Raw genomic sequence first — 24204 nt, 5'->3', positions numbered from 1 at the left:
ACTTTTCTAATAAAATTTGAATTTTTACCAGATATGAAATACAAGCATCTTTTCTTTGATCTGGACCATACACTCTGGGATTTTGAAAAAAATTCTTCGGAATCACTGGAAGAAATTTTTCATACACTGACCTTAATTCAGTACGGAGTATCGTCTCTGGACTCTTTTATCCAGTCTTTTCTGAAAATTAACACCGCACTCTGGGACGCGTTCGATCGCGGAAAGGTGCACCATACCTATATACGCGAGAATAGGTTTAAGATGGTTTTCGAAGAATTGGGTGCCGAGCTGCCGCCGAATCATAACGAAATCGGCGAAGCCTACCTGCGAACATTGCCTGATAAAAAACACTTACTGGAAGGCGCCCTGGATTTGCTGAACTATGCCAACTCCGCGGGCTACTCCATGCACATCATTACGAACGGTTTCAACGAAATCCAGGCAAGAAAAATAGCGAGCTCGGAAATCGGCCATTTTTTTGAGAATATTATCACATTCGAGACCGCGAATGCGAAAAAGCCTGATCCGAAAATTTTCGCCTATGCATTGGAAACTGCGCGAGCGGTGCCATCCGAGAGCATTATGATCGGTGACAACTGGGTTGCAGACATTATGGGCGCGAAACAATTCGGGATGGACACGGTATATTATAATCCGGCAGGATTACGGTTCGATGAAAGCCCAACTTACGATATCAGGCGCCTGGAAGAACTGATGCTGATCCTCTAAGCTTCCTCTTCGTAAAAAGTGACTTGCTTATCCCGCAAGAATTGCTTGATCACATCCACATGCACGCATTGACCTACGTTAAGAAAAGGATAATTGGAGACTTTCTTCCGATGGCCTTCCGTCACCACTTCCCTGTTGACCTGATCGAACCCTAAGTGCAGATGCCTGGTGGAGCTTTGCATGCCGTAGATTATGCCGTTTTTATCAAATAGCGGCCCCCCGCTCTGGCCTCTTAGCCCGGGCGTGCTCATTTCAATGCCTACGACGCCGTTGCTCTCGCCGATGTGGCGCGTAATGATCCCGTCAATCGGGAAACTGGGTGTGTTGATACGGCCGGTGCTGAGCCATTCAATGTCGCCAGTGTTTTTGTTGTATTGATAATTGGTAAATTCCGGAAACGGATAACCCAGGCGGCACAGATATCTTCCCTGCTTTACAAGCCTGGAATCTTTTAAAAACCGCGCATAATCCTGATACTGCCTGCTTTCAAAATCCCGAAAATGAATAATGGCCAGGTCCTGTGTCGGATGCAAGTGGATGGCCAGGCCCTTGTAAGCAGTTACGCAGTTTATGAAATTGAAAAGTATACGGATTGGATTGTCGCCATTGATCCTGTATTTGTTTTCCAGAAAACCGCGTTGCGTATCAAAGCCGGGGTCTTTTTCAAACTTTCTTAGCTCGCTTTTGAATTTCAGGTAATTCTCGTAAATGGAGCTCGCATACAAAATTTGCTGCGCAACATGCCTGCAGGTTATCGCAAAGCCATTTTCATTCACAAAAAATAATGTAGCGGTTCCCGGCACAATGTCGCTGCCGGTGTAATATCGCAGTATAAAGTGAATGGGACGGGTGTACTGGTCGACTTTTTCAATAGCTTCAACAAACATAAGGGCGAGCAGGCGAGCAGTTTACTTGGTGATGGGGACCAATGCTTCCGTCTGGTCCCAGCTTAAAATCATATTTACACCACCCGGTATATCTTCAAAATAAATGTTGAATAATTCTTGCACCGTATGACGGATGCGAATGGGCACTTCTACGCTCATAACATCTTTGCCATCATTGTATTCCGTGCCCCATTGGCCAACCTCCGAGTTGAGAATAATTTTCCAGGTGCTTTGCCCGGGAACGGAATAAAGAGAATAAGTGCCTGCCTTAACCGGCTTGCCGCCAAATGTTAATCCTTCCCCCAACTCAATTAATGTGGCTTCATTCGCGCCGGTACGCCAAACCTTTCCATAAGGCAGCAGGGCTTTATCCTGTTCCCTGCCAAAAAGAAGCCTTCCCTTTTTACCTGGCTTACTGTATGTGACCTTGACATTCACACCATTATTTGCGGTTTCGGCGACGGCTTCGGGACTGAAAGATTTGGTGTACATTCTCATGCCGAGAAATCCGGCTAAAACAACAACAAGCAAGACAGCAACAATGAGGAGAATTCTTTTCATAGATCAGGGGCAAACGATTTTATAAAACGTGTATGTGACAGAAAGTCTTAAATAATAATAATTGTCCTTTAAAGACGGATCTCCCTGCTGCAATTTATCCGTATTCACCGGGTCCCCTCCTAAATTATCCAGATAATCGGAATAGGTTTTTCTTGCACCATATTCGATGCCAATGTTCCAGGGACGGCGCACCTGATATTTGATCCCTACCCCGTAAGGAAGCACGAATGTGCTCGTTTTGTAACCTCCGACCTGCGGGCTCGGATTAAATTTGGAGTAACCAATCCCTCCAAAAAGATAAGGGCTCCAGTTCACAGCAAAACGGCGTTCCTGAAAATTAAGGAAATTATATTCAGCCACAGCACTCCCTTCAAAAATGCGGGACGTGAATGACATGTTTCTTGCCTGTTGAAATGGATCTTTACTATGCTTGTCATCGGCACCAATAACACCACCCATCAGTTCCGCCTTCAGCGAGACTGTCTGATTGGGGTTATAACGAAAAAACACACTTCCCGCAGGCTTGAAAAAGCGAAGCCTGAGCGACGGGGAAATATCCCCTTTATAATTTAAGGCCCCTAATCCAGCCCCGATCTCAATTTTTTGAGCCATGACATCATTCCCGGTTGCCCCAAAAAAATAAATACCTGCTGCCAGATTTAGCAGCAAGTATTTAGCATTAATAAATTTCGAAAAAGACTTCAATGGATGCCTTAGTTATTTTAATGGAGGACATTTGATCTGGGATGGCAACATATAGTTGATATGGATCATACCAAATAAATAGTTGTCCGTATAGCTCGGGCTATTCCCCCTGTCGGTTCCTGGAGCTCCGAAGCCTGTTGTTGGTATTGCTGCCAAAGGATCGCTGGCTTCCAGATTGTAATTAACAACCAGAAATTTCTTTAATGCTTCGGTTCTGTCCGCACCCTTTCTGGCTGCATAACGCTCTGTTGTTCTGTTGCTTAATGCAAGTGCGGTAGGATTATCAGCAAATAATGCCGGATCTGCATAAGCACCGTGTGCATCATCCAGGTAATCGGTAAATGTCTTACGGAAACCTAGCTCAGCTGAAATGTCCAGCTTGGAATTGATCTTGTAACGAACGCCTATTCCGATCGGGATAGCGAATTGTACCAGCGAATAGGGTTTGGCATATCCTTCATTTCCCTGCCCCTCAGTGCCGAGAGGCTGCAATTTTATCCAGTCGCCATTTAATGAATCAAGTGCTTTTGGATTGTGTGCAGTAAGCGCTATTCCAGCAAATAAATAGGTTCCGAACTGCGGCCTTCTGTCGTAGCTCCTGTTATCTGGGGTCAACTTAAAAATTCCTTGTACAGAGAATTCTTTCAAATCGTTTCTGAAATGTAAGTTCCTCGCGTAAAAAATGTTTGACTCGTGTTTCTCGCTGCGGTTCATAATGTAGTCATCACCCGCGATCCGTGCATAAATAAAGCTTGCCCTGGCAGCCAGACGCGGCGTAAAATGGCGTGTGTAATTCCCTCCGATGCTCCAACGCATCATCTTGAAAGTGGAAGCCAGAGGCCTTCTGTAAGGTGCGAAATCTCCAAAATAGCTAGAAGTCCCGAGCCCAAATCCCGCTGTTGAATACGGCACAAAAATGCCCCTGCTTTGCGCCTGGACGTCCTGATTCATAAACAAAAGCCCAAAAGTCAAGATGAATACCAACGCTCCGGATACTTTTTTTAATTCAGATTTTCTACGCATTTGTAAGATCAATTTTTTGCAAAAATAGAACAGTTGTTGGTTTTATTCAGGGTGTATCACCATTTCAACGTATTTACCAATGATTTATTTGTAGGAGGATTTCTTTTTAATGCGCTCGAAAACAAAACTTCATTATCATTGTAAATGAAAAACAGCCTTTGCAATGATTTCAAGCACTAATCTTCACTTTTCCTATTCTCCTCAAAAGAAATTCAGCTTTCCTGACATTCACTGCAACGGCAGGGAAACGCTGCTTATTTTGGGGCAATCCGGAAAGGGAAAGACCACATTGCTTCATTTGCTGGCATTGTTGCTACAACCGGAATCAGGGCAAATTTTGATCGCCCAAAAGCCGGTATCCGGTCTTTCAGCGGAAGAAGTTACCAGGATCAGGGCCAAAAATATTGGCATTATTTATCAAAAACCGCATTTCGTAAGCTCACTTTCTGTGCTGGATAATATATTGTTATCCAACTATCTGGCAGAACAAAAAGAGAATGTTCAAAAAGCACGGCTGCTGGCTGAGAAGCTAGGATTTGCAGAGCATTTACCAAAAAAAACGTCCCGGTTAAGCCAAGGCGAGCAGCAACGTGTAAGCATTGCACGCGCTTTAATGAATGAGCCGAATGTAATTCTCGCTGACGAACCAACATCCAGCCTGGACGATAACAATACCCAAAAAGTAATTACACTATTAAAGGAACAATCGGCTTCCATTGGCGCAAGCCTGGTCGTGGTAACGCATGATCAGCGTTTGAAAGATGAATTTCCAAACCAGGTTCACCTTTAAAAGGTAATTATCTAAATCCCCAACGGAATGAATGTTGTTAAAATAAGTCTGGCCAATCTTAAAGAGAAAAAGCTCAACAGCTTTTTAAGTGCGCTGCTCCTGACGCTCGGCATAGGCATGATTTCGCTGCTTTTATTGCTTAATAAACAACTTGATGAGCAATTCCGCAGAAATATCCGCGGCATTGACATGGTGGTGGGCGCAAAGGGAAGCCCACTGCAGCTGATCCTGTCCAGCATTTACCAGATTGACGCGCCTACCGGCAATGTTCCGCTGGCAGAAGTGGATGCATTGCGTAAAAATCCTTTTGTCAAAACCGTGATCCCACTGTCCATGGGCGACAGTTACCAGGGATTTCGCATTGTTGGCACCACACCAAAGTATGTTGAGCATTTCCAGGCCAAGCTTTCACAGGGGCAACTTTATAATGCATCCATGGAAGTGGCGATCGGCAGTAAAGTGGCGGCGGCTTCACAATTGAAAATTGGCGATACATTCGCGAGCTCTCACGGTCTGGATGCTGAGGGAGAGGCGCATAACGAGAAAAAATACAAGGTTACGGGCATTTTTGAAGGCAATGGCTCCGTAGTCGACCAGCTTATTTTGACGCGGCTTTCGAGCGTTTGGGATGTGCATGCTCATGAGGAAGAGCACGGCAAGCATGAGGAGCACGAGGGAGCCGAAGGCGGCAGGCAGGTTACAAGCGCATTGGTTCAATTCAGGAATCCAATGGGCTTAATGACCATTCCGCGACAGATCAACGAAAACACATCAATGCAGGCTGCATTGCCCAGCATTGAAATAAACCGGCTTTTTTCGCTGCTCGGCGTGGGCATTGAAACGCTTCGCGCATTGGCACTTATCATTATCAGCATTGCCGGGATCAGCGTTTTTGTCTCCCTCTATAATTCACTCAAAGAACGAAAATACGAAATGGCACTCATGCTTTCCATGGGCGCAACGCGTACGAGACTTTTCCTGATGCTTTTGCTGGAAGGCTTAATGCTGGCTGTTATCGGTTATTTTTCAGGGATTATTTTGAGCCGTGTGGGGCTGTGGCTATTTTCAAAAGCGGCTGAGCAGGACTTTCACTATTCGCTAAGGAAATTCACCATTCTGCCCGAAGAAATTTACCTGTTTTTTGCTGCCCTATTCATCGGATTTTTAGCCTCAGCACTTCCTTCATTAGGCATTTACAAGCTCAATATCTCCCGGACGCTGGCGGAGGAATGATATTCTGCGTAAATTTGTTAACTTAGTTAAATCCTAACCAAGACAAAAATCAGGCGCGATGAAATCTGTAAGAATCATAATATTGCTTTTTTGTTTTACCTCTTTATTTGCTTTCACACCGGCTTCTAATCCGGTAAAAGTAACTTGGGAAACATTGCGGGATGTGACTTTTAAGAAGAAATGGTATGCCGAAGAATCCATATATATGCTTCACCCGACTTTCGGTCCGAGCGTTCAAAAGTTGAAAAATCAGCAGGTTACCATTACAGGTTATATACTTCCCGTGGACCTGGATGCTAATTTATATGTGTTATCAGCATTTCCATTCAGCGCGTGTTTCTTCTGCGGAGGCGCTGGCCCTGAGACGGTTATGACGTTGAATTTCAAGAAAAAGGACGGCCGGAAGTTCAAAACAGACGAACGCCTGACTTTTGTAGGAACTTTGAAGTTGAATGCGGATGATATTTACCAGATGAATTACATTCTGGACGGAGCAGAAATCGCTGAATAACAGTCAGATCCCGATCAATCGCCAAACGCCGGAGATAAAGAAAAGTACAAGTCCAACCGGCGTTAAAACTTTCCATCCCAGATACATTAACTGATCCACACGAAGACGCGGAAGTGTCCAGCGTGCCCACATCTGGATTAAAATTCCAAAAATTGCTTTGCCCAGCAGCCAGAAAATTCCTGTTAAATAACCAAACCAGGTTCCGGGTTCCCCGCTCGTCCAATCTGCCAGTTTCAATGGTCCAATATTTGGAAAGGGCGTGTTCCAGCTTCCCAGGAATAAAATGGCGCCTAACAGGCAAACCAGCAGCATCATCCCATACTCCGAAAGCATAAAAAGTGCCCAGCGCATGCCCGAATATTCAGTATGAAATCCGGCAACCAATTCAGATTCACCTTCCGGCAAGTCAAATGGTGCGCGGTTACATTCTGCTAGTGAAGCGATGAAGAAAACAATGTAAGCCAATAATAAAAAGGGATTCCGGACAATGTTCCAGGTCAAAAATCCACCCACATTCGTCACATCAATGCCCAGGTCTTTTATGCCAAACAGATAAACAGGCTCATTGGAATAAATGCCTTGCTGGAAGCTGATAATTTGAAGATCAAGCGTTTGCGTGAGCATTACCACACACAGAATGGACAGTCCCAGCGGAATTTCGTAGGAGATAATTTGCGCCACAGCACGCATCGCGCCAAATAACGCAAACTTATTATTGGAACCCCATCCGGCCATTAAAAGCCCGATAACGTCCACAGAAACAATGGTTAGCAAGAAAAAAACCCCCACCGATGCTCCGGAACCAGCCAGGTCTGGTGCTAAGGGAACAACCGCGAATCCAGTAAAAACAGATACGAAAATGACAAATGGTGCAAGCAGAAAAAGGCGTCTGTCAGCGGCTTTTGGAACGATATCTTCCTTTTGAAGCAATTTGAGCAAATCAGCAAAGAGCTGTAGAAGCCCCCATTTACCAACCTCCATCGGCCCCATCCTATCCTGGATAAATGCAGAAACCTTGCGCTCCAGATAGACGCCGATGACCACAAAACCCGGCACAAGAAGGAGAAAAATGATGAGTGTAAACGGTATCAACGGCGTTTCGGGATCTTAGTGACTGCCGCAAAAGTAAACAAAAAACTTACTCCTCTTCGTCTGGCTCACCGTTATATCCCGATTCCTGTAAAATCTGTGCAGCGTTCTCCATGTCCATTAATTCCGGAAGCGTCACACCTGGATTTTCAGCACGAAAGCGGTTAACGATCCGCCAGCCAACCCAGCGCGCAATGGCGCCCGGCACTTTCTGCCCGATTTCCGTTGTGAATGGTCGTTCTTCAATGAATTTCTTCTTTTTCATCTCAACTGACTCGTACAGCAATTTCCCTGCGATGAAATAAGCCCAAATTTGTTGCTGGCTCGCGTCCGTTCTACGCAAATTGTCGGCCGAATATCCAATGATCAGGCTGTCGGCAGCATTAGGCATGACTTGTTTTACAAATGCATAACCCTTGCCATAACCGATCATATCCGCCAGCAATGTCTTATCGGTAGGATCAATTTTGTTGAAACGATTGGATTCGAAAAAGACGATAGAAGGAACAATGTATTCTTTTTGATATCTACGCAACTGATAATCAAATACATCCGGGCGATACATTGCAGCGGGGCCGCCGAAATAATCAAGCCCGATTATGATCAGCGAATCGGAAATGTATAAATCGGTGCCTGTAAAACCAGTCACCAGAAACTGCACTTTTGGAGCTTTAAAAGCCGGATAATGGTATTTAATTTGCTTGAATGCGTCGGCCAGCGGATCGAGAATGTTCTTTTTACGGTCACCAATGAGGCTGTCGAGCTGATCACGGAATGCCCGGAAATCGGGGTTTTGCAAAATATTGAATAAATGCGCGGCCAGCTGTCGCGGATCTATTTGTGAACTGGCGAAATATTCCTTTGCCAGATATGGATGTGCGTCGAGAAAATTTTGCACATCTTTAACCGATTGGCAAGCAAAAAGTGCCTGGTCCAGGTTTTCGGATTCAACATTAACCACAGTCTCACTCGTATCAGATGCGAGCCGGTTATCTTTATTGCAGGAAAAAAGAAAAACAGAAATAAGAGAGCAAAAGAGAGCAATTCTCGATAAGCACATAGCCTTAATATCAAATGACGGATAACGATTCAAAAGTAGAAAAAAAACAAATAAGCATTCTGGGATGCGGCTGGTTAGGTTTTCCACTAGCTCAACGCTTGCTCAGCCTGCATAGTACGTGGGAGATAAAAGGCAGCACAACATCGGCATCGAAGATCGATGCATTCGCTAAGAACGGCATTGAAGGATTCTTGCTTCCACTTAATCCGGGTTTTGACGTCGACCGTGTGGCATTGCATTCATTTTTTGACGTCGATACGCTGATCATTTCCTTGCCTCCGCGCTTGCAACAACATGACCCGGGTTTTTACGTAAAGCAAGTTGAGTCAATCATCAGCGAGATTGAAATATCCCGGATCACCAACATTATTTTCATCAGCTCCACGGGAATCTATCCCGAACTAAACCGGATTGTGGTTGAAGATGATGTGAAAACGCCCGAAGCATCCGCTTCACCGGATATGGTCGCGGCTGAAAATCTGTTAACTGCATTGCGTCCCGAGCGTAATGTTACGATCCTCAGATTAGGCGGCTTACTCGGTTACAACCGCATTCCAGGAAAATATGTGCAGGGAAAGAAAGATATGACAACCGGCTCAATCCCTGTTAATTACATTCACCGGGACGATGCTGTGGGAATCATTATGACCATTCTTGAAACGGGCTTTGTGAATGAGACCTTTAACATTGTATCGCCGATTCATACTACGCGTCGGGAAGTTTACGAGGCTTCTTGCGCGCAATTTGGCTGGGAAGCCCCAACATTTGCAGAATCAAATGAGAAACCAGATTTCAAGGTAATTTCAGCTGAAAAATTTGATAAACATTATCATTATTCATTCAGGTTTTCAGATCCTTTGCATTTTTATTACAGTCTGGAAGATGGTGGCGCATAAAAAATCCGCAAGACAGTTCCTGCGGATTTTTGATTACATCTAATCTATTACTATTGAGCACCCAGCAATTCGGTGAGCTTACTTTCCAAAGCTGGTCCGCGTAAGTTCTTGGCAATGATTTTTCCTTCTTTGTCGATCAGGAATGTGGCTGGAATTGCGTTTACGCCGTAAGTCTGCGCTACGCCGGAATTCCATTTTTTCAATTCCGATCCGTGCAGCCATTTCAATTTATCACGCTCAATAGCCGTTTTCCAGGCTTTTTCGTTGTCGTCCAAGGATACGCCGTAAATGTCGAACCCTTTGTCCTTGAATTTGTCATACATACGTACAACATTCGGATTTTCCATCCGGCAAGGCCCGCACCACGATGCCCAGAAGTCGATCAAGACAAATTTTCCGCGCAAAGATGACAATGCAACCGGCTTTCCTTCGGGACTATTCAAAGTAAAATCAGGTGCTTGCTGACCAACCGAAACACCTGCAATTCTTTTAATTTGACCAATAAATCCTTTTGCTAATGTGGGAGTCGGCTCTACTTTTTCATAATCGTCCGCCAGCTTCTTCAGGATTTCCAAGTCCGTGTCCGGATTCAAAAAGTTATTGGCCGTGAAAAGCGCGACCAATGATGTGCCCATTTCAGGCAGGAGCTTTTTAACTACATCCAGACGCTCTTTATCAGCCTTGGCAAAATTTTCCTGCACTTCCTGAATTTTTTTGGCATCTTTCTTTTCCTCTGCTTTGGCATATTCTTCATTCCAAACGGTCACCTTGCCAGCAAAAGATCTCATTAATTTATCTATCTGGGCATAGTACTCCATATTTTTGGAGCCTGTAATGTCTGCATTTCCTCCGTTTCCTTTGGCATCCCTGGTCGTTCCGTCTGCCATCACATCAAATTTTTCTCCGCCTTCTACGAGGAGAATCACTTTTTGACGGTCGGCAATGTTCAATGAAAAGAAGCTTCCACGATCGTTTTCAACGCCTTTTAATGCAAACGACCCATCTGCTGCAAGTTGTGTAGAATCCAGCTTGATGGACGATCCGCCGGCAGTTGAACGCAGCAATGTTACTTTTTCTCCTTTTGCACCATTTTTCACCTTTCCATTAACAGAAAATTCTTTGGGTGCAAGTTGCTGTGCCTGAGTTTGAAGGCTCAAAAAAGCAATACTAAATATGAAAATGCTTTGTCTAAATATTCCTTTCATGACCTCTTTTATAGTTTTGTTAGGCGTAACAATCAAAGTTTCGCGCTTAGCAGTTGGCTAACCAGCTTGGGATCGGCAGTGTTATTTGATTTCTTCATGACTTCTCCCACAAAAAGCCCCAGTAAACCCTTTTTCCCTTTTCTGTATGCTGTAACCTTGTCAGGCATTGCGCTAATAACCTCATCTACCAACGTTTCAAGCTCATTTGTATTGCTGTTTTGAAGCCAGTTATTTGAGGAAGCGATCTCTTTCGGATCACGTTGGGGCTCGGCCAGAAGCACCGGAAATATCTTTTGCGTAGCCACGGAATTACTCACAATATCGGACTCGCTCAGGTCAATCAACGCAGCCAGAGTTTCCGGGCTGATCGGGAAACGATCGATGTTGCCTTCGTGATCATTCAGATAAGATTTCACAGGGCCCATTAACCAGTTTGAAGCAGCTTTATAGGCAGGCGTTTTGGCACAAACTGCTTCAAAGTAAGCTGCGATTTCACGTGTGTCTGTGAGCACAGCCGCGTCATAAGCCGGGATTCCATAACGATGCGTAAATTTCTCGCGCAGCTCGTGTGGCAGTGCCGGCATATCAGCCTTAATGCTGGCCAGCCATTCGTCAGACACGACGACCGGGCTCAGATCCGGATCCGGGAAATAGCGATAGTCATTCATCGTTTCCTTTACCCGCATTCCGTAAGTCTGTCCGCTTTCAACGTCAAACATCCGCGTTTCCTGTTGTATCTCCTGCTCACTTTCTAACATGGCCACTTGCCTCTTTTCCTCAAAGCTAATGGCACGCATCATGTTCCGGATCGAGTTCATGTTCTTGATCTCCACTTTGGTGCCCAACTTTTCAGCTCCTTTTTTTCTGAGCGAAACATTGACGTCGCAGCGCAATGAACCTTCTTCCATATTACCGTCACTAATGTTCAGATAGCGAACCAGGCGGCGTATTTCCGTAACAAATGCCCCCGTTTCTTCGGCGGACCGCAAATCGGGTTCCGAAACCATTTCAACTAACGGCGTTCCGGCCCGGTTATAATCCAGCAACGTTTCGGTAACACTGCCATCATGAACCGATTTTCCTGCATCCTCTTCCAAATGGATATGATGAAAGCGGATCACTTTTTCGATCATTTTCCCTTCCTCATTCTTCACAGAAATCGTCACGCCGCCGTTTTCGCAGATCGGCTTTTTATCCTGCGAAATCTGGTACCCTTTCGGCAGGTCGGGATAAAAGTAATTTTTACGGTCAAAGATGGTTCTTCTACTGATCGAGCAGCCGCAAGCCAGGCCCAGCCGGACTGCATATTCAACCGCTTTTTTATTGATTTTAGGTAAAGTTCCTGGTAGTGCAAGCGTAAGCGGACCAATGTTGGTATTTGGTTCAGCACCGAAAAGGTTTCGGTCCTGCGCAAAAAGTTTGGATTCCGTCAAAAGCTGACAATGCACTTCGAGCCCGATAACCGTTTCATACTGGGCTAAAAGTTCATCCGTAATATCAGCAGGTTGCAGTGCGTTTTGAGTCATATTAAAATAAAAATGCTTTCGCAAAGATACGAATACGGGCCGTCCATAGCATGAACGGCCCGTATTTTCTAAAAATGTCAGCTTACTATTATAAAGAGTTGATCCAGTTGGCGATAACCACAATATCAGCCTTTGGAACGTGGGCCATCGGTGCCATTGGAGGATATCCAGGCCAATGTTCAGGTTTAGGGTTGTGAACCAATTCTACGATTTGATCCGACGTATATTTCTTTTTAGCAACCTCCGCGTAAGCCGGCCCGATCACCTTGTCATAGGGCTGGTGGCAAGCGAGACACGCGTGTTTGTTAAGCAATGCGGAAACATCAGCCGGAACTGGTTTGCGTTTTGCGGGAGCTGCCGCAGCGGTAGGCGCTGCTTCTGCGTTAGGATTCGTTGCTGCCGCTGCCGCGCCTCCCTGACCAATTGCAGCAGAGTCACCAGCATTGGCTGAATCTCCCGATGCTGCTGCCGGAGTTGCTGCGCCCGTAGCGGCCACTGGTGCAGGTTGATTTTTTCTTTCATTTTGCAGCGCTACAAGCGCTGTTTCTTCCCTCGATTTACTGCCTGACCCGTAATAATGATCATATTTATCTTTGTCTTCCTGCGAAGAGCAGCCGATGAGTAAGGAAACCGCCAGAGCAACAAGCGCCAAAGGGGTACTTTTTTTAAGAGTCATTGTTTTTTAATTAAGATTTTCCGCCAGATTAAGGATTTGCAAAATAAATCGCACACGAAGAAACTAAGTTTGCGCTAAATTTCCTTCAAATTTAAGACAGAAATCGGAAGCAAGTCGCGTGTAAGCATAACTTATTTATTTGTCCGCCAAGATTTTAATGTTACACGAGCATGAATAAATTTTTTCAAAAATTATACTAAATTTAATAGAGAGCATTGTGTATAAAACTAAATGTTCTTACTTTTGCAGTCCTATTTGTAAAAACGATGTAAAGCAATGGCTAAGAAAGGTAATAGAGTACAGGTTATATTGGAATGCACAGAACAAAAAGATAGTGGTGTTCCTGGAATGTCACGTTATGTGACTACAAAGAATCGGAAAAATACGCCTGGCCGTATGGAATTGAAAAAATTCAATTCGTTCCTGAGACGCTATACAGTCCACAAAGAAATTAAATAAGGTTTTACACTTTTAACAATATACAGACATGGCAAAGAAAGTAGTTGCTACCCTGAAAAAAGAAGGCGGAAAAGCATTCGCTAAGGTTATTAAGGCTGTAAAATCTCCAAAAACAGGAGCTTACACCTTCAAAGAAGAGATCGTTCCCTTGGACGGTGTTCAAGGTGCACTGAAAAACTAGTCTTCGCCCGCCGGGCGGCCCCGTGCGCTCAGACTGACATTTAAGCTACGCTCAGGCTGACATTATTGACGCTGGTCATCACGAGCAGATCCGAAAGATGATATCGAGTTTTGTAAAAAGTCCCTTTTGGGACTTTTTTTGTTTTATTTTTGAGCGCACTTACACGATTTCAGATCTTACTACATTCACACCGTTATGAGCTTATTTGGTTTTTTTTCAAAAGAGAAAAAAGAAACATTAGATAAAGGCCTGGAAAAAACCAAAGACAGTTTCTTTGGCAAACTTTCCCGTGCTATCGTTGGTAAAACCACAATAGATGAAGACGTTCTTGATGAACTGGAAGACATTCTCGTAAGCTCAGACGTAGGTGTTGAAACCACTGTAAAGGTCATTAAGCGCATTGAAGAGCGGGTGGCCAGAGATAAATATGCAACTACGGCTGAACTGGACGGCATACTCCGGGAGGAAATCGCAGCATTGTTGACGGAAAACAAATCTGTTGATATCAAAGACAGCTTTGAAACCCAGCATCTTCCCAAACCGTTTGTGATCATGGTCGTAGGCGTGAATGGTGTTGGAAAAACAACCACGATCGGAAAACTGGCGCATCAGTTTCACCAAAGAGGACACAAAGTTGTGCTAGGCGCCGCCGATACATTCCGCGCTGCGGCCGTAGAACAGCTCAAACTTTGGGGAAAACGCGTTGACGTCCCGGTCATCGACCACGGGATGAACACGGACCCTTCCGCCGTAGCTTATGATGCATTGAAAAAAGGAATGGAAACGGGCGCTGATGTCATCATTATCGATACCGCAGGACGTTTACATACGAAGGTGAACCTCATGAACGAGCTTTCGAAGATCAAGCGCGTCATGCAGAAAATCATTCCTGATTCTCCACACGAAGTCTTACTCGTTCTCGATGGCAGCACCGGCCAAAATGCTGTAATTCAAGCCAGAGAGTTCACCAAAGTCACGGAAATTACTGCATTAGCGATCACAAAACTGGATGGCACAGCGAAAGGCGGCGTAGTAATCGGCATTTCGGACGAATTCAAAATTCCGGTTAAATATATTGGTGTGGGAGAAAAAATGGATGACCTGCAAGTTTTCGACCGCAGTGAGTTTGTGGATTCTTTATTTAAGAAGATTGGCTGAGCAGCTTACATTTTTTATCTTTGATCATGGGCAAAACAAAAATATCCAAAAAGAATCTTGTGATCTCTGGGGCGCCGTTGAATGCCGATGAGTTCAGGAATATGATTCAGTTGAAACTTTCTCCTACGGTTCTGCTTCCGTATTTGTCGATGAAATCTACGCTAGCATAGCAGGCCTCTCCACCAATTATCTTCATCATCCCGAGTGCAGGCAGCTGGTAACCAAGTCCAAAAAGTATATAAATATTCGGTGCGGGAGTTATTTAATCATTAATAAGGTTACACCATTGCGGATCGAGGTTTTAAACATCATTCATTCGAATCGAAGCATTTCGCAGATAAAATCTGTTCGTAAGATCAAAATCAAATCTACATAGTCAGTTACTAAAAGCTAAAAGCCAGCCGCGGATAGCTAAAACCAATGAAAACCAAAGGAATAGTTAAAAATAAAGTCAACATTGTCACGCTGGGCTGCTCCAAAAATCTGGTGGATTCGGAAGTGCTCTACACGCAGCTCAAAGGCAACGGATTCACCGTTGATCATGAGTCTAAAAAAGATGATTCGCAGATTGTTGTAATCAACACTTGCGGATTTATTGATAATGCCAAAGAAGAATCCATCAACACAATTCTGCGCTATGCTGATGCAAAGGCGGCCGGAATGGTTGATAAAGTTTACGTTACAGGCTGTTTATCACATAGATACAAAGATGAGCTTTCCGTTGAAATCCCGACTGTGGACGCCTGGTTTGGAACTAATGAACTGCCACGACTGCTCAAAACGCTCAAAGCGGACTATAAGCATGAACTCGTCGGCGAGCGGTTGCTGACCACGCCCACACATTACGCTTACCTAAAAATTGCCGAAGGTTGCGATCGTCCATGCAGTTTCTGCGCGATCCCCATTATGCGCGGCGGCCACGTTTCCCGTTCGATTGAGGAGCTTGTGAAGGAAGCGAAATCCTTGGCAAAACGCGGCACAAAAGAACTTATCCTCATTGCTCAAGACCTGACTTACTATGGTCTTGATATTTATAAAAAAAGAAATCTATCCGACTTACTTGCGCAACTTTCTGACGTAGAAGGCATTGAGTGGATCAGGTTACAATATGCTTATCCGGCTGGGTTTCCAATGGACATTCTGGATATCATGAACGAGCGCAGCAACATTTGCAAATATCTGGATATGCCTCTGCAGACCGGCTCAACAGAAATCCTGAAATCCATGCGACGTGGCATTACACGTGAAAAAACGGAAGCATTGATCGAGACCATCCGCGCAAAAGTGCCGGATATTACATTGAGAACAACATTAATAGTTGGTCACCCGGGAGAAACGGAAGCGCTGTTTGATGAGACTTACGATTTTGTTGAAAAAATGCGCTTCGACCGTTTGGGGGCATTTCAGTATTCTCACGAAGACAACACGCATTCCTACACCATGCCGGACGACATTCCTGCCGAAATCAAGCAGGAACGCGCAGATGCCATTATGGAGCTGCAACAAGGCATTTCCTATGAATTGAACCAGCAAAAAATCGGAAATACTTATAAAGTGCTTTTCGACCGCAAAGAAGGCGGGCACTTCATCGGCCGGACCGAATTTGATTCACCGGAAGTTGATAATGAGGTTCTTGTGCCTGCCAGCCAATATGTGCGATTAGGTGACTTTGCCCAGGTTAACATTACATCCGCTGAGGAATTTGACTTGTACGGATCGGTTATTTCCTGATCCGGCTTTCAGTCTCATACTCTCTTTACTAAATTTGCGGCTCATGAAGCCCATGCATAATATTTCAAAAATATGTTACAAAGGATACAAACCGTTTTTTTAGCCCTTACTGTCATCGGAATGGGCATTTTTCTTGCCTTTCCATTATGGACAAAAGTTTCAACTGCCGGGGAAGAAAGAGCCGATTTGACAGCGATCAAACTGACGCACCAGATCAATGCCGTACAGTCTAACGTTCAACCGGTTTATTACCTGATCATTCTGGCGATTTTAGTTGCAGGCGTTGCGGCTTACGCTATTCTTCAATACAAAAAAAGGGTTTTGCAATCCGCCCTTTGCGCAGTTAACTCCATCCTGATGACCATCCTGATGGGACTCGTCATCTATTTCACATTCTACAAAACCGCAAAACTTTTCGATCCAAACCTGCCCGGAACCTATGAAATCGGGTTTTACGGGTTAGTAGGTGCAATGTTGGCAAATGTTTTTGCGAATCGTTTTATTAGGAAAGACGAGCGGGAAGTGCAGCAGTCTAAGCGGTTTAGGTAGTTGCTTATCAGCCACTTGTCAGCCTGAGCGGAGTCGAAGGCACGTTACCAAGGAGTAGCGCGCCTTCGACTCCGCTCAGGCTGACAAATAAGTGCCAAGCCAGCTACACCAACCCTTCCCTTAACAAATCGTGCAAGTGCACAAACCCTAGAATCTCACTATTCTCCACAACCACAACCTGCGTAATGCTGCGGGACTGCATGATTTCCAATGCTTTAACAGCATATTCGTCAGGTGAAACTGAGATTGGCGATTTGGTCATAATGTCCTTTGCTTTCAGATGCAGAATCACATTTCCATCGAATTGTTTCAGCATTCTCCGTAAATCTCCGTCGGTAATAATGCCTGCCATTTTGCCCTCAGCATTGTTGACGGCAGTCGCCCCCAACCTTTTGGAAGTCATTTCTAGTATAATTTCCTGCAAGCCTGCATCTTCTGAAACCATTGGCAATGCATTATGCGGATAGATGTCGCAGATTTTGAGGTAAAGCCTTTTGCCCAAAGCGCCGCCCGGATGAAATTTGGCAAAATCATCGTGTGTAAAACCTCTCGCTTCCAGCAAACAAATCGCTAATGCATCGCCTAATGCCATCGTAACGGACGTGCTTGTCGTAGGAGCAAGATTCAGTGGATCAGCCTCTTCCGGCGCAAATGCATGCAGAATGTAGTCTGCGTTTTTGGCCAGATAAGAATCCTTGTTACTTACCATAGCGATCATTTTAACACCGGTTCGCTTTAATAGCGGGGTAAGGACTTTTATTTCGGCTGTGTCGCCACTCCGGGATATTACAATCACCACATCATTATCCTGAATCATGCCGAGATCACCGTGAATGGCGTCGGCAGCGTGCATGAATAATGCAGGTGTTCCGGTTGAGTTTAATGTAGCAACTATTTTTTGTCCAACAATGGCACTTTTGCCCACGCCCGACACAACAACACGTCCTCCGCAGTTGATAATGGCATATACGCAGTTTTCAAATTCTTCATCAATCAATCCGATCAGATTATGCAATGCTTCTGCCTCTTGCCGTAATACTTCTTTTGCTATTGACTGAATATTTTTTATTAATTTCAAATCTGAAACACAGTTTTATTGGGAACCAATGGGATTTTTAATTTCAAAAGCAAAGATATAGAAGTTTGGGATAACCATTTTGTTAACAGAGTATGGTAAATAATGTTGATGCAGTCGTTTTAGACACGTTAAAAGATAGGCTTAAAGAAATTTTTGGATACAGTCAGTTCCGGGGTGAGCAAGAGGTAATTATTCAAAATATCCTTCTTGGCAAGAATACTTTTGTGATCATGCCCACCGGAGCGGGAAAATCGCTTTGCTATCAATTGCCTGCTCTTGTCAGCGATGGTCTGACGATCGTTATATCGCCGCTAATTGCATTAATGAAGAATCAGGTTGACCAGCTCACTGCTTTTGGTATCAATGCACAGTTCCTGAATTCCACGCTTACCAAATCTGAAATGACGCGGGTGAAGAGCGACGCACTGGACGGCAGCCTTAAGTTGCTATACATTGCCCCTGAGTCACTTACAAAAGAAGATAACCTTGATTTCCTTAAAAAAGTTAAAATATCCTTTGTTGCCATCGATGAGGCACATTGTATTTCGGAATGGGGACATGATTTCCGGCCGGAATATCGCCGCATTTATGGCATTATAGAGAACATTGGCAAGCTTCCGATCATTGCGCTTACCGCCACTGCCACGCCAAAAGTGCAGCAGGACATTCGCAAAAATCTACAAATGGAGGAAGCGGAAACGTTTAAATCCTCATTTAACAGAAAAAATCTTTACTACGAAATCCGGCCTAAAAAGGATGTTAAGAAGCAGCTGATCCGCTACGTTCGCAACAATAAGGGCAAGTCCGGAATTGTATATTGCCTTAGCAGAAAGACGGTCGAGGAAGTGGCTGAACTGCTTAGGGTTAACGACGTTCGTGCATTACCGTATCATGCCGGACTAGATAGTAACACGCGCATGGCAAACCAGGATGCATTCCTGAATGAGGAAGCGGATGTCATCGTTGCGACCATCGCGTTTGGAATGGGGATTGATAAGCCGGATGTTCGGTTTGTGATCCATTATGATGTTCCCAAATCGCTGGAAGGTTATTATCAGGAAACTGGTCGTGCCGGAAGAGATGGTTTGGAAGGAAATTGCCTGATGTTTTACAGCTATGAGGACATTCAAAAGCTGGAAAAATTTAATAAGGACAAAACGGTCACCGAACGGGATAATGCGCGCCATTTGCTGAATGAAATGGTGGCTTACTCAACATTAGGCGTTTGTCGCCGCCGCCAATTGCTAAGCTATTTTGGCGAATATCTCGAGAAAGATTGCGGGTTCTGCGACAATTGCATGAAGCCAACAGAAAAAACAAAGGTTCAGGACGGCGTAATACTCGTTTTGAGGGCAGTTCAGCTTACCGAGCAACGATTCGATTGCGAACACATTGCAGACGTCCTGACGGCCACTGAAAACCAATATGTTAAAAGCTACGAGCACGACCAGCTTGATGTGTATGGTAAAGGGTTGGAAATCAATGATTCCCGCGAATATTGGATTTCGACCATTCGCCAGCTTGTGATTTTTAATTACCTGGAAAAAGACATTGAAAATTACGGAGTCATTAAATTGGGTGAAAAAGGCGCCAATTACCTGAATGATCCTTATCCGGTTACACTTCATAAAGACCATAACTTCGATGAAGAGGAAGTAAAACCGGAGGATGATGACAAGGATGCAGCCGCCGGTGGAAGCGCGCATGCTTATGACGAAGCACTTTTGGGAATACTTAAAGCGCTTCGTAAAAAGGTCGCAAAGGAGAAAAACCTGCCTCCCTATGTTATTTTCCAGGATCCGTCCTTAGAGGAAATGGCAACGACTTACCCGACGACGCAACAGGAAATGGCGCAAATCAATGGCGTCGGAATGGGAAAGGTGCAAAAATTCGGTCGCCAGTTCATTGAAGTGATCACCCGTTATGTTGAAGAAAACGAGATTGAGACAGCAAAGGATGTTGTCATTAAGTCGACTGTCAATAAATCTAAGATCAAAATATTTATCATCCAGCAAGTCGACCGCAAGGTAAGCCTGGATGAAATCGCAGAAGTAAAGGATCTGGCCCTCGCAGACGTCATTGAAGAAGTTGAACATATTTGCTATTCGGGAACCAAGCTTAACCTCGATTATTATATCAATCAGGTCATCGATCGGGAAAGGCAGCAGGATATATATGACTATTTCATGACTGCTGAAACAGATAACATAGCCGCAGCGTTGGGAGAATTTGCCCATGACGAAATTAGCGAAGAAGAACTGCGGCTTATGCGAATCAAGTTTTTATCGGAACTGGCGAATTAACCGGCTACGAAAACTTGTTGTCAGAGTTTGAGTGAAACAATTAACCATTTATGAATATACTAATATTGGGATCAGGCGGGAGAGAACATGCCTTCGCCTGGAAAATAGCCCAAAGCCCTCTTTGTGACAGTTTATATGTAGCGCCCGGTAATGCGGGAACTGCAGGTGTTGCTACGAACCTCTCTATATCTTATAATGATTTTGATGCCATCGCAAACGCGGTGTTGGAAAACAAAGTTGAACTTGTGATCGTTGGACCAGAAGAACCATTGGTAAACGGCATCGTTGACTATTTTGAATCAAGAGAAGATCTTTCCAAAGTGAAGATCATTGGCCCGAATAAAGCTGGGGCACAATTGGAAGGAAGCAAGGATTTTTCCAAACAATTCATGGAGAAATACGGCATTCCTACTGCTTCTTCCCAAACATTCACTGCCGAAACACTGGAACAAGGCCTGGAATTTCTTGAAAAACAGCCACTTCCTATTGTTTTGAAAGCAGATGGACTTGCGGCAGGCAAGGGAGTTATCATTGCAGAGAAGCATATAGAAGCAGAAACAGCTTTTAAAGAAATGCTTTTGGACCATAAATTCGGTGATGCTGGTAACAAAGTTGTGGTTGAACAATTTCTGAAAGGGATAGAATTATCCGTATTTGTCCTTTCAGATGGAGAACATTATAAAATTTTGCCCGAGGCCAAAGATTATAAACGCATCGGCGAAAACGACACAGGCCTTAATACGGGCGGAATGGGCGCTGTGTCGCCAGTGGCCTTTGCGGATGCCAATTTCTTGAAGAAAGTGGACGAGAAAGTGGTTAAACCCACTTTGCACGGTCTGAGAAGTGAAGGGATCAAATACGTTGGTTTCATATTTATTGGCTTAATGAACATAAAAGGAGAGCCTTTTGTGATCGAATACAATGTAAGAATGGGTGATCCGGAAACGGAAGTGGTGATTCCGCGGATACAGTCCGATTTCGCTATGCTCATGGCCTCAACGGCGAAGGGAACTTTGAATGATTTTGAATTGCAAATCTCCCCGCAGGTGGCCGTGACGACCGTGGTTGTGTCAGGAGGTTATCCAGGAGATTATGAAAAAGGAAAGGTAATTTCCGGCAGCCAAAAAGTAGATGATGTGTTTTTATTTCACGCAGGCACTACTTTCAATGGAAACACCGAAGTTGTGACAAATGGAGGAAGGGTGATGGCGCTAACAGGCCTTGCCAATTCCCTCGAAAATGCGGTCCATAAATCGCAGCGTGCGGCACAGGCCGTGCAGTTCGAAGGAAAGTATTTCCGTCATGACATCGGTGTGGATTTAATACGTTATAACGATTGAAGATATGAGTAATTATGGGATGTGGATCATGTTCATCCGGCGGATGCAGTACTAGTGGATCGACTGTCTCCGGATGTGGAAGTAATGGAACCTGTGGAACAGGCGGATGCAATAAAATGAATGTTTACGACTGGTTAAGCCACATGGATGTGCCTGTCAGTCAACGTTTTGATGTAGTCGAAGTTAAATTTAAGGGAGGAAGAAAAGAATATTTCAGAAATATAAATCAGCTGGAATTCATTACAGGCGACTATGTTGTTTGTGAAATGGCTTCCGGCCAGCATATTGGGACGGTTTCTTTGCAAGGAGAGCTGGTAAGGCTCCAAATTAAGCGTAAAAGCGTGGTTATCAATGATGATATGCACGTGATTTACCGCGTTGCAAATGAAAAAGACCTTGATAAGCATACGCAGGCAATGGCGCGGGAAATGCCGACACTTTATCGCACACGCGAAATTATTCGTGAGATGAAGCTGAATATGAAGCTTTCCGACGTTGAGTTTCAGTCAGACAATACAAAAACGACATTCTATTATTCTTCCGAGGAACGCGTGGATTTTCGTGAGCTAATCAAATCATTGGCTTCCGAATTTAAGGTAAGGATTGAAATGCGGCAGATCAGCCTGCGCCAGGAAGCGAGCCGCTTAGGTGGACTTGGCTCCTGTGGCCGTGAATTGTGCTGTTCAACTTGGCTTACGGATTTTAAAAATATATCAACAGCAGCAGCGCGTTACCAAAATTTGTCATTGAATCCTGCAAAGCTCTCAGGACAATGCGGACGTTTGAAATGCTGTCTGAATTACGAGCTTGAAACCTATATTGATGCTTTACGGGACATTCCGACGGTGGATGTGCCTTTGAAGACAAAAAAAGGAGTGGCTGTTTTGCAAAAAACAGACATTTTCAAGAAAATTATGTGGTTCGGCTTTGACAAAGACACCAACTGGTATCCGGTGGCGATCAGTAAAGTGCTCGAAATCATGGAGCTGAATAAAAAGGATATCATTCCGGAATCATTGGAAATCCTTACGCCGCAAGCAGAAAAAACAGCCATTGACAGGGCGCCCGGAAAGATCAACAGCGATCTTGAAAACCTGGACAAAAAGTACAGCGAGGAACAGAAAAAGAAGAAAAAGAAGAAGAACCGGTCTGGCAAGAACAAGAACAATGCCAACAAACCACAGGCTTCTTCTCCTCAAAAAACGGACTAAATTCCGACAAGAATCATAACTGGAAGGAAGTCAAGACTAAGCGTCGCCAATCAGGAGCAATGTTTAGCGCTTGGCTTCCTTCTTTTACAAAATGGCTTATGAAGGCGCATATTGACAAACTATATCAAATATCTGGCAAAAAGTCCCGCAGAATTATCGGGTTAATGTCCGGAACCTCGCTGGATGGGCTGGATGTGGCCGTTTGTAACGTCGAAGGAAGCGGCACTGAAACAGTTTTGGAGCTGGAATACTTTACAACAGTCTCTTACTCGGATGAATTTCGTAATGAAATTCTTCAAATCTTCGCCAAAAGGCAAATTGATTTCCAACAGCTTTGCCTCCTTAACCCCTACATTGGCACCATCCATGGAAAAATGATCCTGGATTGCCTGGAAGCCTGGGACATTGGCATTGAACACATTGACCTAATCGCAAGTCACGGTCAAACGGTTTTTCACGCGCCTAAAAAACAGCACAAGCTTCCCGATTTTCCAAATGCAACATTGCAAATCGGTGACGGTGACCACATTGCAACCAAAACGGGCATCATTACATTAAGTGATTTTCGCCAAAAACACATTGCTGCTGGTGGAGAGGGCGCGCCACTTGCCGTTTACGGGGATCATTTTCTTTTTTCCAAAGCGGGCGAAAACAGGATTCTGCTCAATATGGGCGGAATTGCCAACTTTACATTCCTGCCCGCGTCACTGGACACCACGCGAATATTCACAACAGACACGGGTCCTGGAAATACATTGCTGGACGCTTATGCGAAGCGCTTTTTTCATAAATCCTATGACGAAAATGGTGCGATTGCTGCGAGTGGCAAGGTGAATAATACGCTTCTAGTCGCGTTGAAATCTTTGCCTTTCTTTAAATCGCCTTTCCCTAAAACAACCGGCCCCGAGGTTTTCAACTTCGATTATGTTGAAGCTGCCATTCAGCAATCCAAACTGATCTCGGTTTCAAGGCAGGATATTATCGCAACATTGACGCAGCTCAGCGCTGAGACCATATCCGACGCAATAAAGAGCGTGATGAACGAGGATGACTCATTCACAATTTATGCAAGCGGTGGCGGAGCACATAATCCTGTCCTGATGTCCGGAATTGCCCGCGCCCTAAACCAACCGATTGAGAAAATTGATACATTGGGTGTTTCAGGTGATGCAAAGGAGGCTGTCCTATTTGCGGTTTTGGCGAATGAAGCGGTCGCTGGTCAGCAAATGCATTTTGGGGAAAAAGAAGGAGTTCCTAGCGTTTCCATGGGAAAAATATCGTTTCCTGGCTGATTGCAGGAGCG

At 44.6% G+C, this 24204-nt stretch carries 24 protein-coding genes; 14 read left to right on the top strand and 10 right to left on the bottom strand.

The annotated features are described in order from the left end of the window. The first annotated feature begins 33 nt into the window (after window positions 1-33). On the top strand, window positions 34-729 hold the full coding sequence (locus MUK70_RS24765) for a YjjG family noncanonical pyrimidine nucleotidase (RefSeq protein WP_234605764.1): 696 nt from the start codon (window positions 34-36) through the stop codon (window positions 727-729). On the opposite strand, the gene MUK70_RS24760 is transcribed toward MUK70_RS24765, so the two are convergent. From MUK70_RS24760 to MUK70_RS24745, 4 genes are all read right to left on the bottom strand, one after another. Beyond that, window positions 726-1616 (bottom strand): trypsin-like peptidase domain-containing protein, encoded by an 891-nt coding sequence (locus MUK70_RS24760; RefSeq protein ID WP_234605766.1) that lies wholly within the window; start codon window positions 1614-1616, stop codon window positions 726-728. The two genes, MUK70_RS24765 and MUK70_RS24760, sit on opposite strands and share 4 nt — an antisense overlap. A gap of 21 nt (window positions 1617-1637) precedes the next feature. Beyond that, window positions 1638-2177 carry a DUF2911 domain-containing protein gene (locus tag MUK70_RS24755; protein ID WP_234658342.1) on the bottom strand — a complete coding sequence of 180 codons (540 nt, stop codon included), beginning with the start codon at window positions 2175-2177 and terminating at the stop codon, window positions 1638-1640. A gap of 3 nt (window positions 2178-2180) precedes the next feature. Then, a complete protein-coding gene (porG, locus tag MUK70_RS24750) occupies window positions 2181-2789 on the bottom strand; it encodes a type IX secretion system protein PorG (RefSeq protein ID WP_234658344.1) in 609 nt (202 codons plus the stop codon). A 105-nt stretch (window positions 2790-2894) separates the two neighbouring features. After that, the gene (locus tag MUK70_RS24745; protein WP_234605772.1) at window positions 2895-3905 is read right to left on the bottom strand and encodes a hypothetical protein; all 1011 of its coding nucleotides are present in this window, start codon (window positions 3903-3905) and stop codon (window positions 2895-2897) included. Window positions 3906-4068: 163 nt separating this feature from the next. On the opposite strand from MUK70_RS24745, the gene MUK70_RS24740 reads away from it, so the two are divergent. Genes MUK70_RS24740 through MUK70_RS24730 form a run of 3 tightly spaced genes read left to right on the top strand, consistent with a single transcriptional unit; the run spans window position 4069 to window position 6439 of the window. Next, on the top strand, window positions 4069-4695 hold the full coding sequence (locus MUK70_RS24740) for an ABC transporter ATP-binding protein (protein ID WP_234658346.1): 627 nt from the start codon (window positions 4069-4071) through the stop codon (window positions 4693-4695). Between the two features lie 27 nt (window positions 4696-4722). Then, window positions 4723-5928, top strand: coding sequence for an ABC transporter permease (locus MUK70_RS24735; RefSeq protein WP_234658347.1), 1206 nt, complete (start codon window positions 4723-4725; stop codon window positions 5926-5928). A gap of 58 nt (window positions 5929-5986) precedes the next feature. Next, window positions 5987-6439, top strand: a complete 453-nt coding sequence (locus MUK70_RS24730) for a DUF3299 domain-containing protein (protein WP_234605778.1) — start codon at window positions 5987-5989, stop codon at window positions 6437-6439. Between the two features lie 3 nt (window positions 6440-6442). On the opposite strand, the gene MUK70_RS24725 is transcribed toward MUK70_RS24730, so the two are convergent. Both MUK70_RS24725 and MUK70_RS24720 read right to left on the bottom strand, forming a co-directional pair. Next, the gene (locus tag MUK70_RS24725; RefSeq protein ID WP_234658506.1) at window positions 6443-7528 is read right to left on the bottom strand and encodes a complex I subunit 1/NuoH family protein; all 1086 of its coding nucleotides are present in this window, start codon (window positions 7526-7528) and stop codon (window positions 6443-6445) included. Window positions 7529-7577: 49 nt separating this feature from the next. Next, on the bottom strand, window positions 7578-8588 hold the full coding sequence (locus MUK70_RS24720) for a gliding motility protein GldB-related protein (protein ID WP_234658348.1): 1011 nt from the start codon (window positions 8586-8588) through the stop codon (window positions 7578-7580). A gap of 14 nt (window positions 8589-8602) precedes the next feature. Between MUK70_RS24720 and MUK70_RS24715 the strand changes: the two genes are divergently transcribed. Continuing rightward, window positions 8603-9484, top strand: a complete 882-nt coding sequence (locus MUK70_RS24715; protein WP_234658349.1) for a Rossmann-fold NAD(P)-binding domain-containing protein — start codon at window positions 8603-8605, stop codon at window positions 9482-9484. A 50-nt stretch (window positions 9485-9534) separates the two neighbouring features. Here the strand turns inward: MUK70_RS24715 and MUK70_RS24710 are convergent, their stop codons facing one another. From MUK70_RS24710 to MUK70_RS24700, 3 genes are all read right to left on the bottom strand, one after another. Further along, window positions 9535-10689, bottom strand: coding sequence for a peroxiredoxin family protein (locus MUK70_RS24710; RefSeq protein WP_234658350.1), 1155 nt, complete (start codon window positions 10687-10689; stop codon window positions 9535-9537). 32 nt (window positions 10690-10721) lie between these two features. Continuing rightward, complete coding sequence (gene gatB / locus MUK70_RS24705; protein ID WP_234658351.1) at window positions 10722-12215, bottom strand: Asp-tRNA(Asn)/Glu-tRNA(Gln) amidotransferase subunit GatB; 1494 nt, start codon at window positions 12213-12215, stop codon at window positions 10722-10724. A gap of 88 nt (window positions 12216-12303) precedes the next feature. Next, the gene (locus MUK70_RS24700) at window positions 12304-12891 is read right to left on the bottom strand and encodes a c-type cytochrome (protein WP_234658352.1); all 588 of its coding nucleotides are present in this window, start codon (window positions 12889-12891) and stop codon (window positions 12304-12306) included. 276 nt (window positions 12892-13167) lie between these two features. On the opposite strand from MUK70_RS24700, the gene rpmG reads away from it, so the two are divergent. From rpmG to MUK70_RS24675, 5 genes are all read left to right on the top strand, one after another. Continuing rightward, on the top strand, window positions 13168-13350 hold the full coding sequence (gene rpmG, locus MUK70_RS24695) for a 50S ribosomal protein L33 (protein WP_026632037.1): 183 nt from the start codon (window positions 13168-13170) through the stop codon (window positions 13348-13350). A gap of 28 nt (window positions 13351-13378) precedes the next feature. After that, entirely contained in the window at window positions 13379-13531 is a 153-nt protein-coding gene (locus MUK70_RS24690; RefSeq protein ID WP_015813059.1) for a DUF4295 domain-containing protein, read from the top strand. A gap of 195 nt (window positions 13532-13726) precedes the next feature. Next, a complete protein-coding gene (gene ftsY, locus MUK70_RS24685; protein ID WP_234605790.1) occupies window positions 13727-14689 on the top strand; it encodes a signal recognition particle-docking protein FtsY in 963 nt (320 codons plus the stop codon). 420 nt (window positions 14690-15109) lie between these two features. Next, window positions 15110-16420, top strand: a complete 1311-nt coding sequence (gene rimO / locus MUK70_RS24680) for a 30S ribosomal protein S12 methylthiotransferase RimO (protein WP_234605792.1) — start codon at window positions 15110-15112, stop codon at window positions 16418-16420. A gap of 72 nt (window positions 16421-16492) precedes the next feature. Further along, window positions 16493-16969, top strand: coding sequence for a DUF4293 domain-containing protein (locus tag MUK70_RS24675; RefSeq protein ID WP_234605793.1), 477 nt, complete (start codon window positions 16493-16495; stop codon window positions 16967-16969). A 103-nt stretch (window positions 16970-17072) separates the two neighbouring features. On the opposite strand, the gene MUK70_RS24670 is transcribed toward MUK70_RS24675, so the two are convergent. Further along, window positions 17073-18047, bottom strand: a complete 975-nt coding sequence (locus tag MUK70_RS24670; protein ID WP_234658353.1) for a KpsF/GutQ family sugar-phosphate isomerase — start codon at window positions 18045-18047, stop codon at window positions 17073-17075. Between the two features lie 92 nt (window positions 18048-18139). Between MUK70_RS24670 and recQ the strand changes: the two genes are divergently transcribed. From recQ to MUK70_RS24650, 4 genes are all read left to right on the top strand, one after another. Beyond that, on the top strand, window positions 18140-20350 hold the full coding sequence (gene recQ, locus MUK70_RS24665; protein WP_234658354.1) for a DNA helicase RecQ: 2211 nt from the start codon (window positions 18140-18142) through the stop codon (window positions 20348-20350). A 50-nt stretch (window positions 20351-20400) separates the two neighbouring features. Continuing rightward, window positions 20401-21690, top strand: a complete 1290-nt coding sequence (gene purD, locus MUK70_RS24660) for a phosphoribosylamine--glycine ligase (RefSeq protein WP_234658355.1) — start codon at window positions 20401-20403, stop codon at window positions 21688-21690. Window positions 21691-21806: 116 nt separating this feature from the next. Then, entirely contained in the window at window positions 21807-22901 is a 1095-nt protein-coding gene (locus MUK70_RS24655; protein WP_234658357.1) for a PSP1 domain-containing protein, read from the top strand. A 98-nt stretch (window positions 22902-22999) separates the two neighbouring features. Then, the gene (locus MUK70_RS24650) at window positions 23000-24193 is read left to right on the top strand and encodes an anhydro-N-acetylmuramic acid kinase (RefSeq protein WP_234658358.1); all 1194 of its coding nucleotides are present in this window, start codon (window positions 23000-23002) and stop codon (window positions 24191-24193) included. Window positions 24194-24204 lie beyond the last annotated feature (11 nt).

Source organism: Dyadobacter chenwenxiniae, assembly GCF_022869785.1.
GTDB classification, from domain to species: Bacteria; Bacteroidota; Bacteroidia; order Cytophagales; family Spirosomataceae; genus Dyadobacter; species Dyadobacter chenwenxiniae.
The sequence above is the reverse complement of the archived record's forward strand: the minus strand, read 5'-3'. Positions and strand labels throughout refer to the sequence as shown.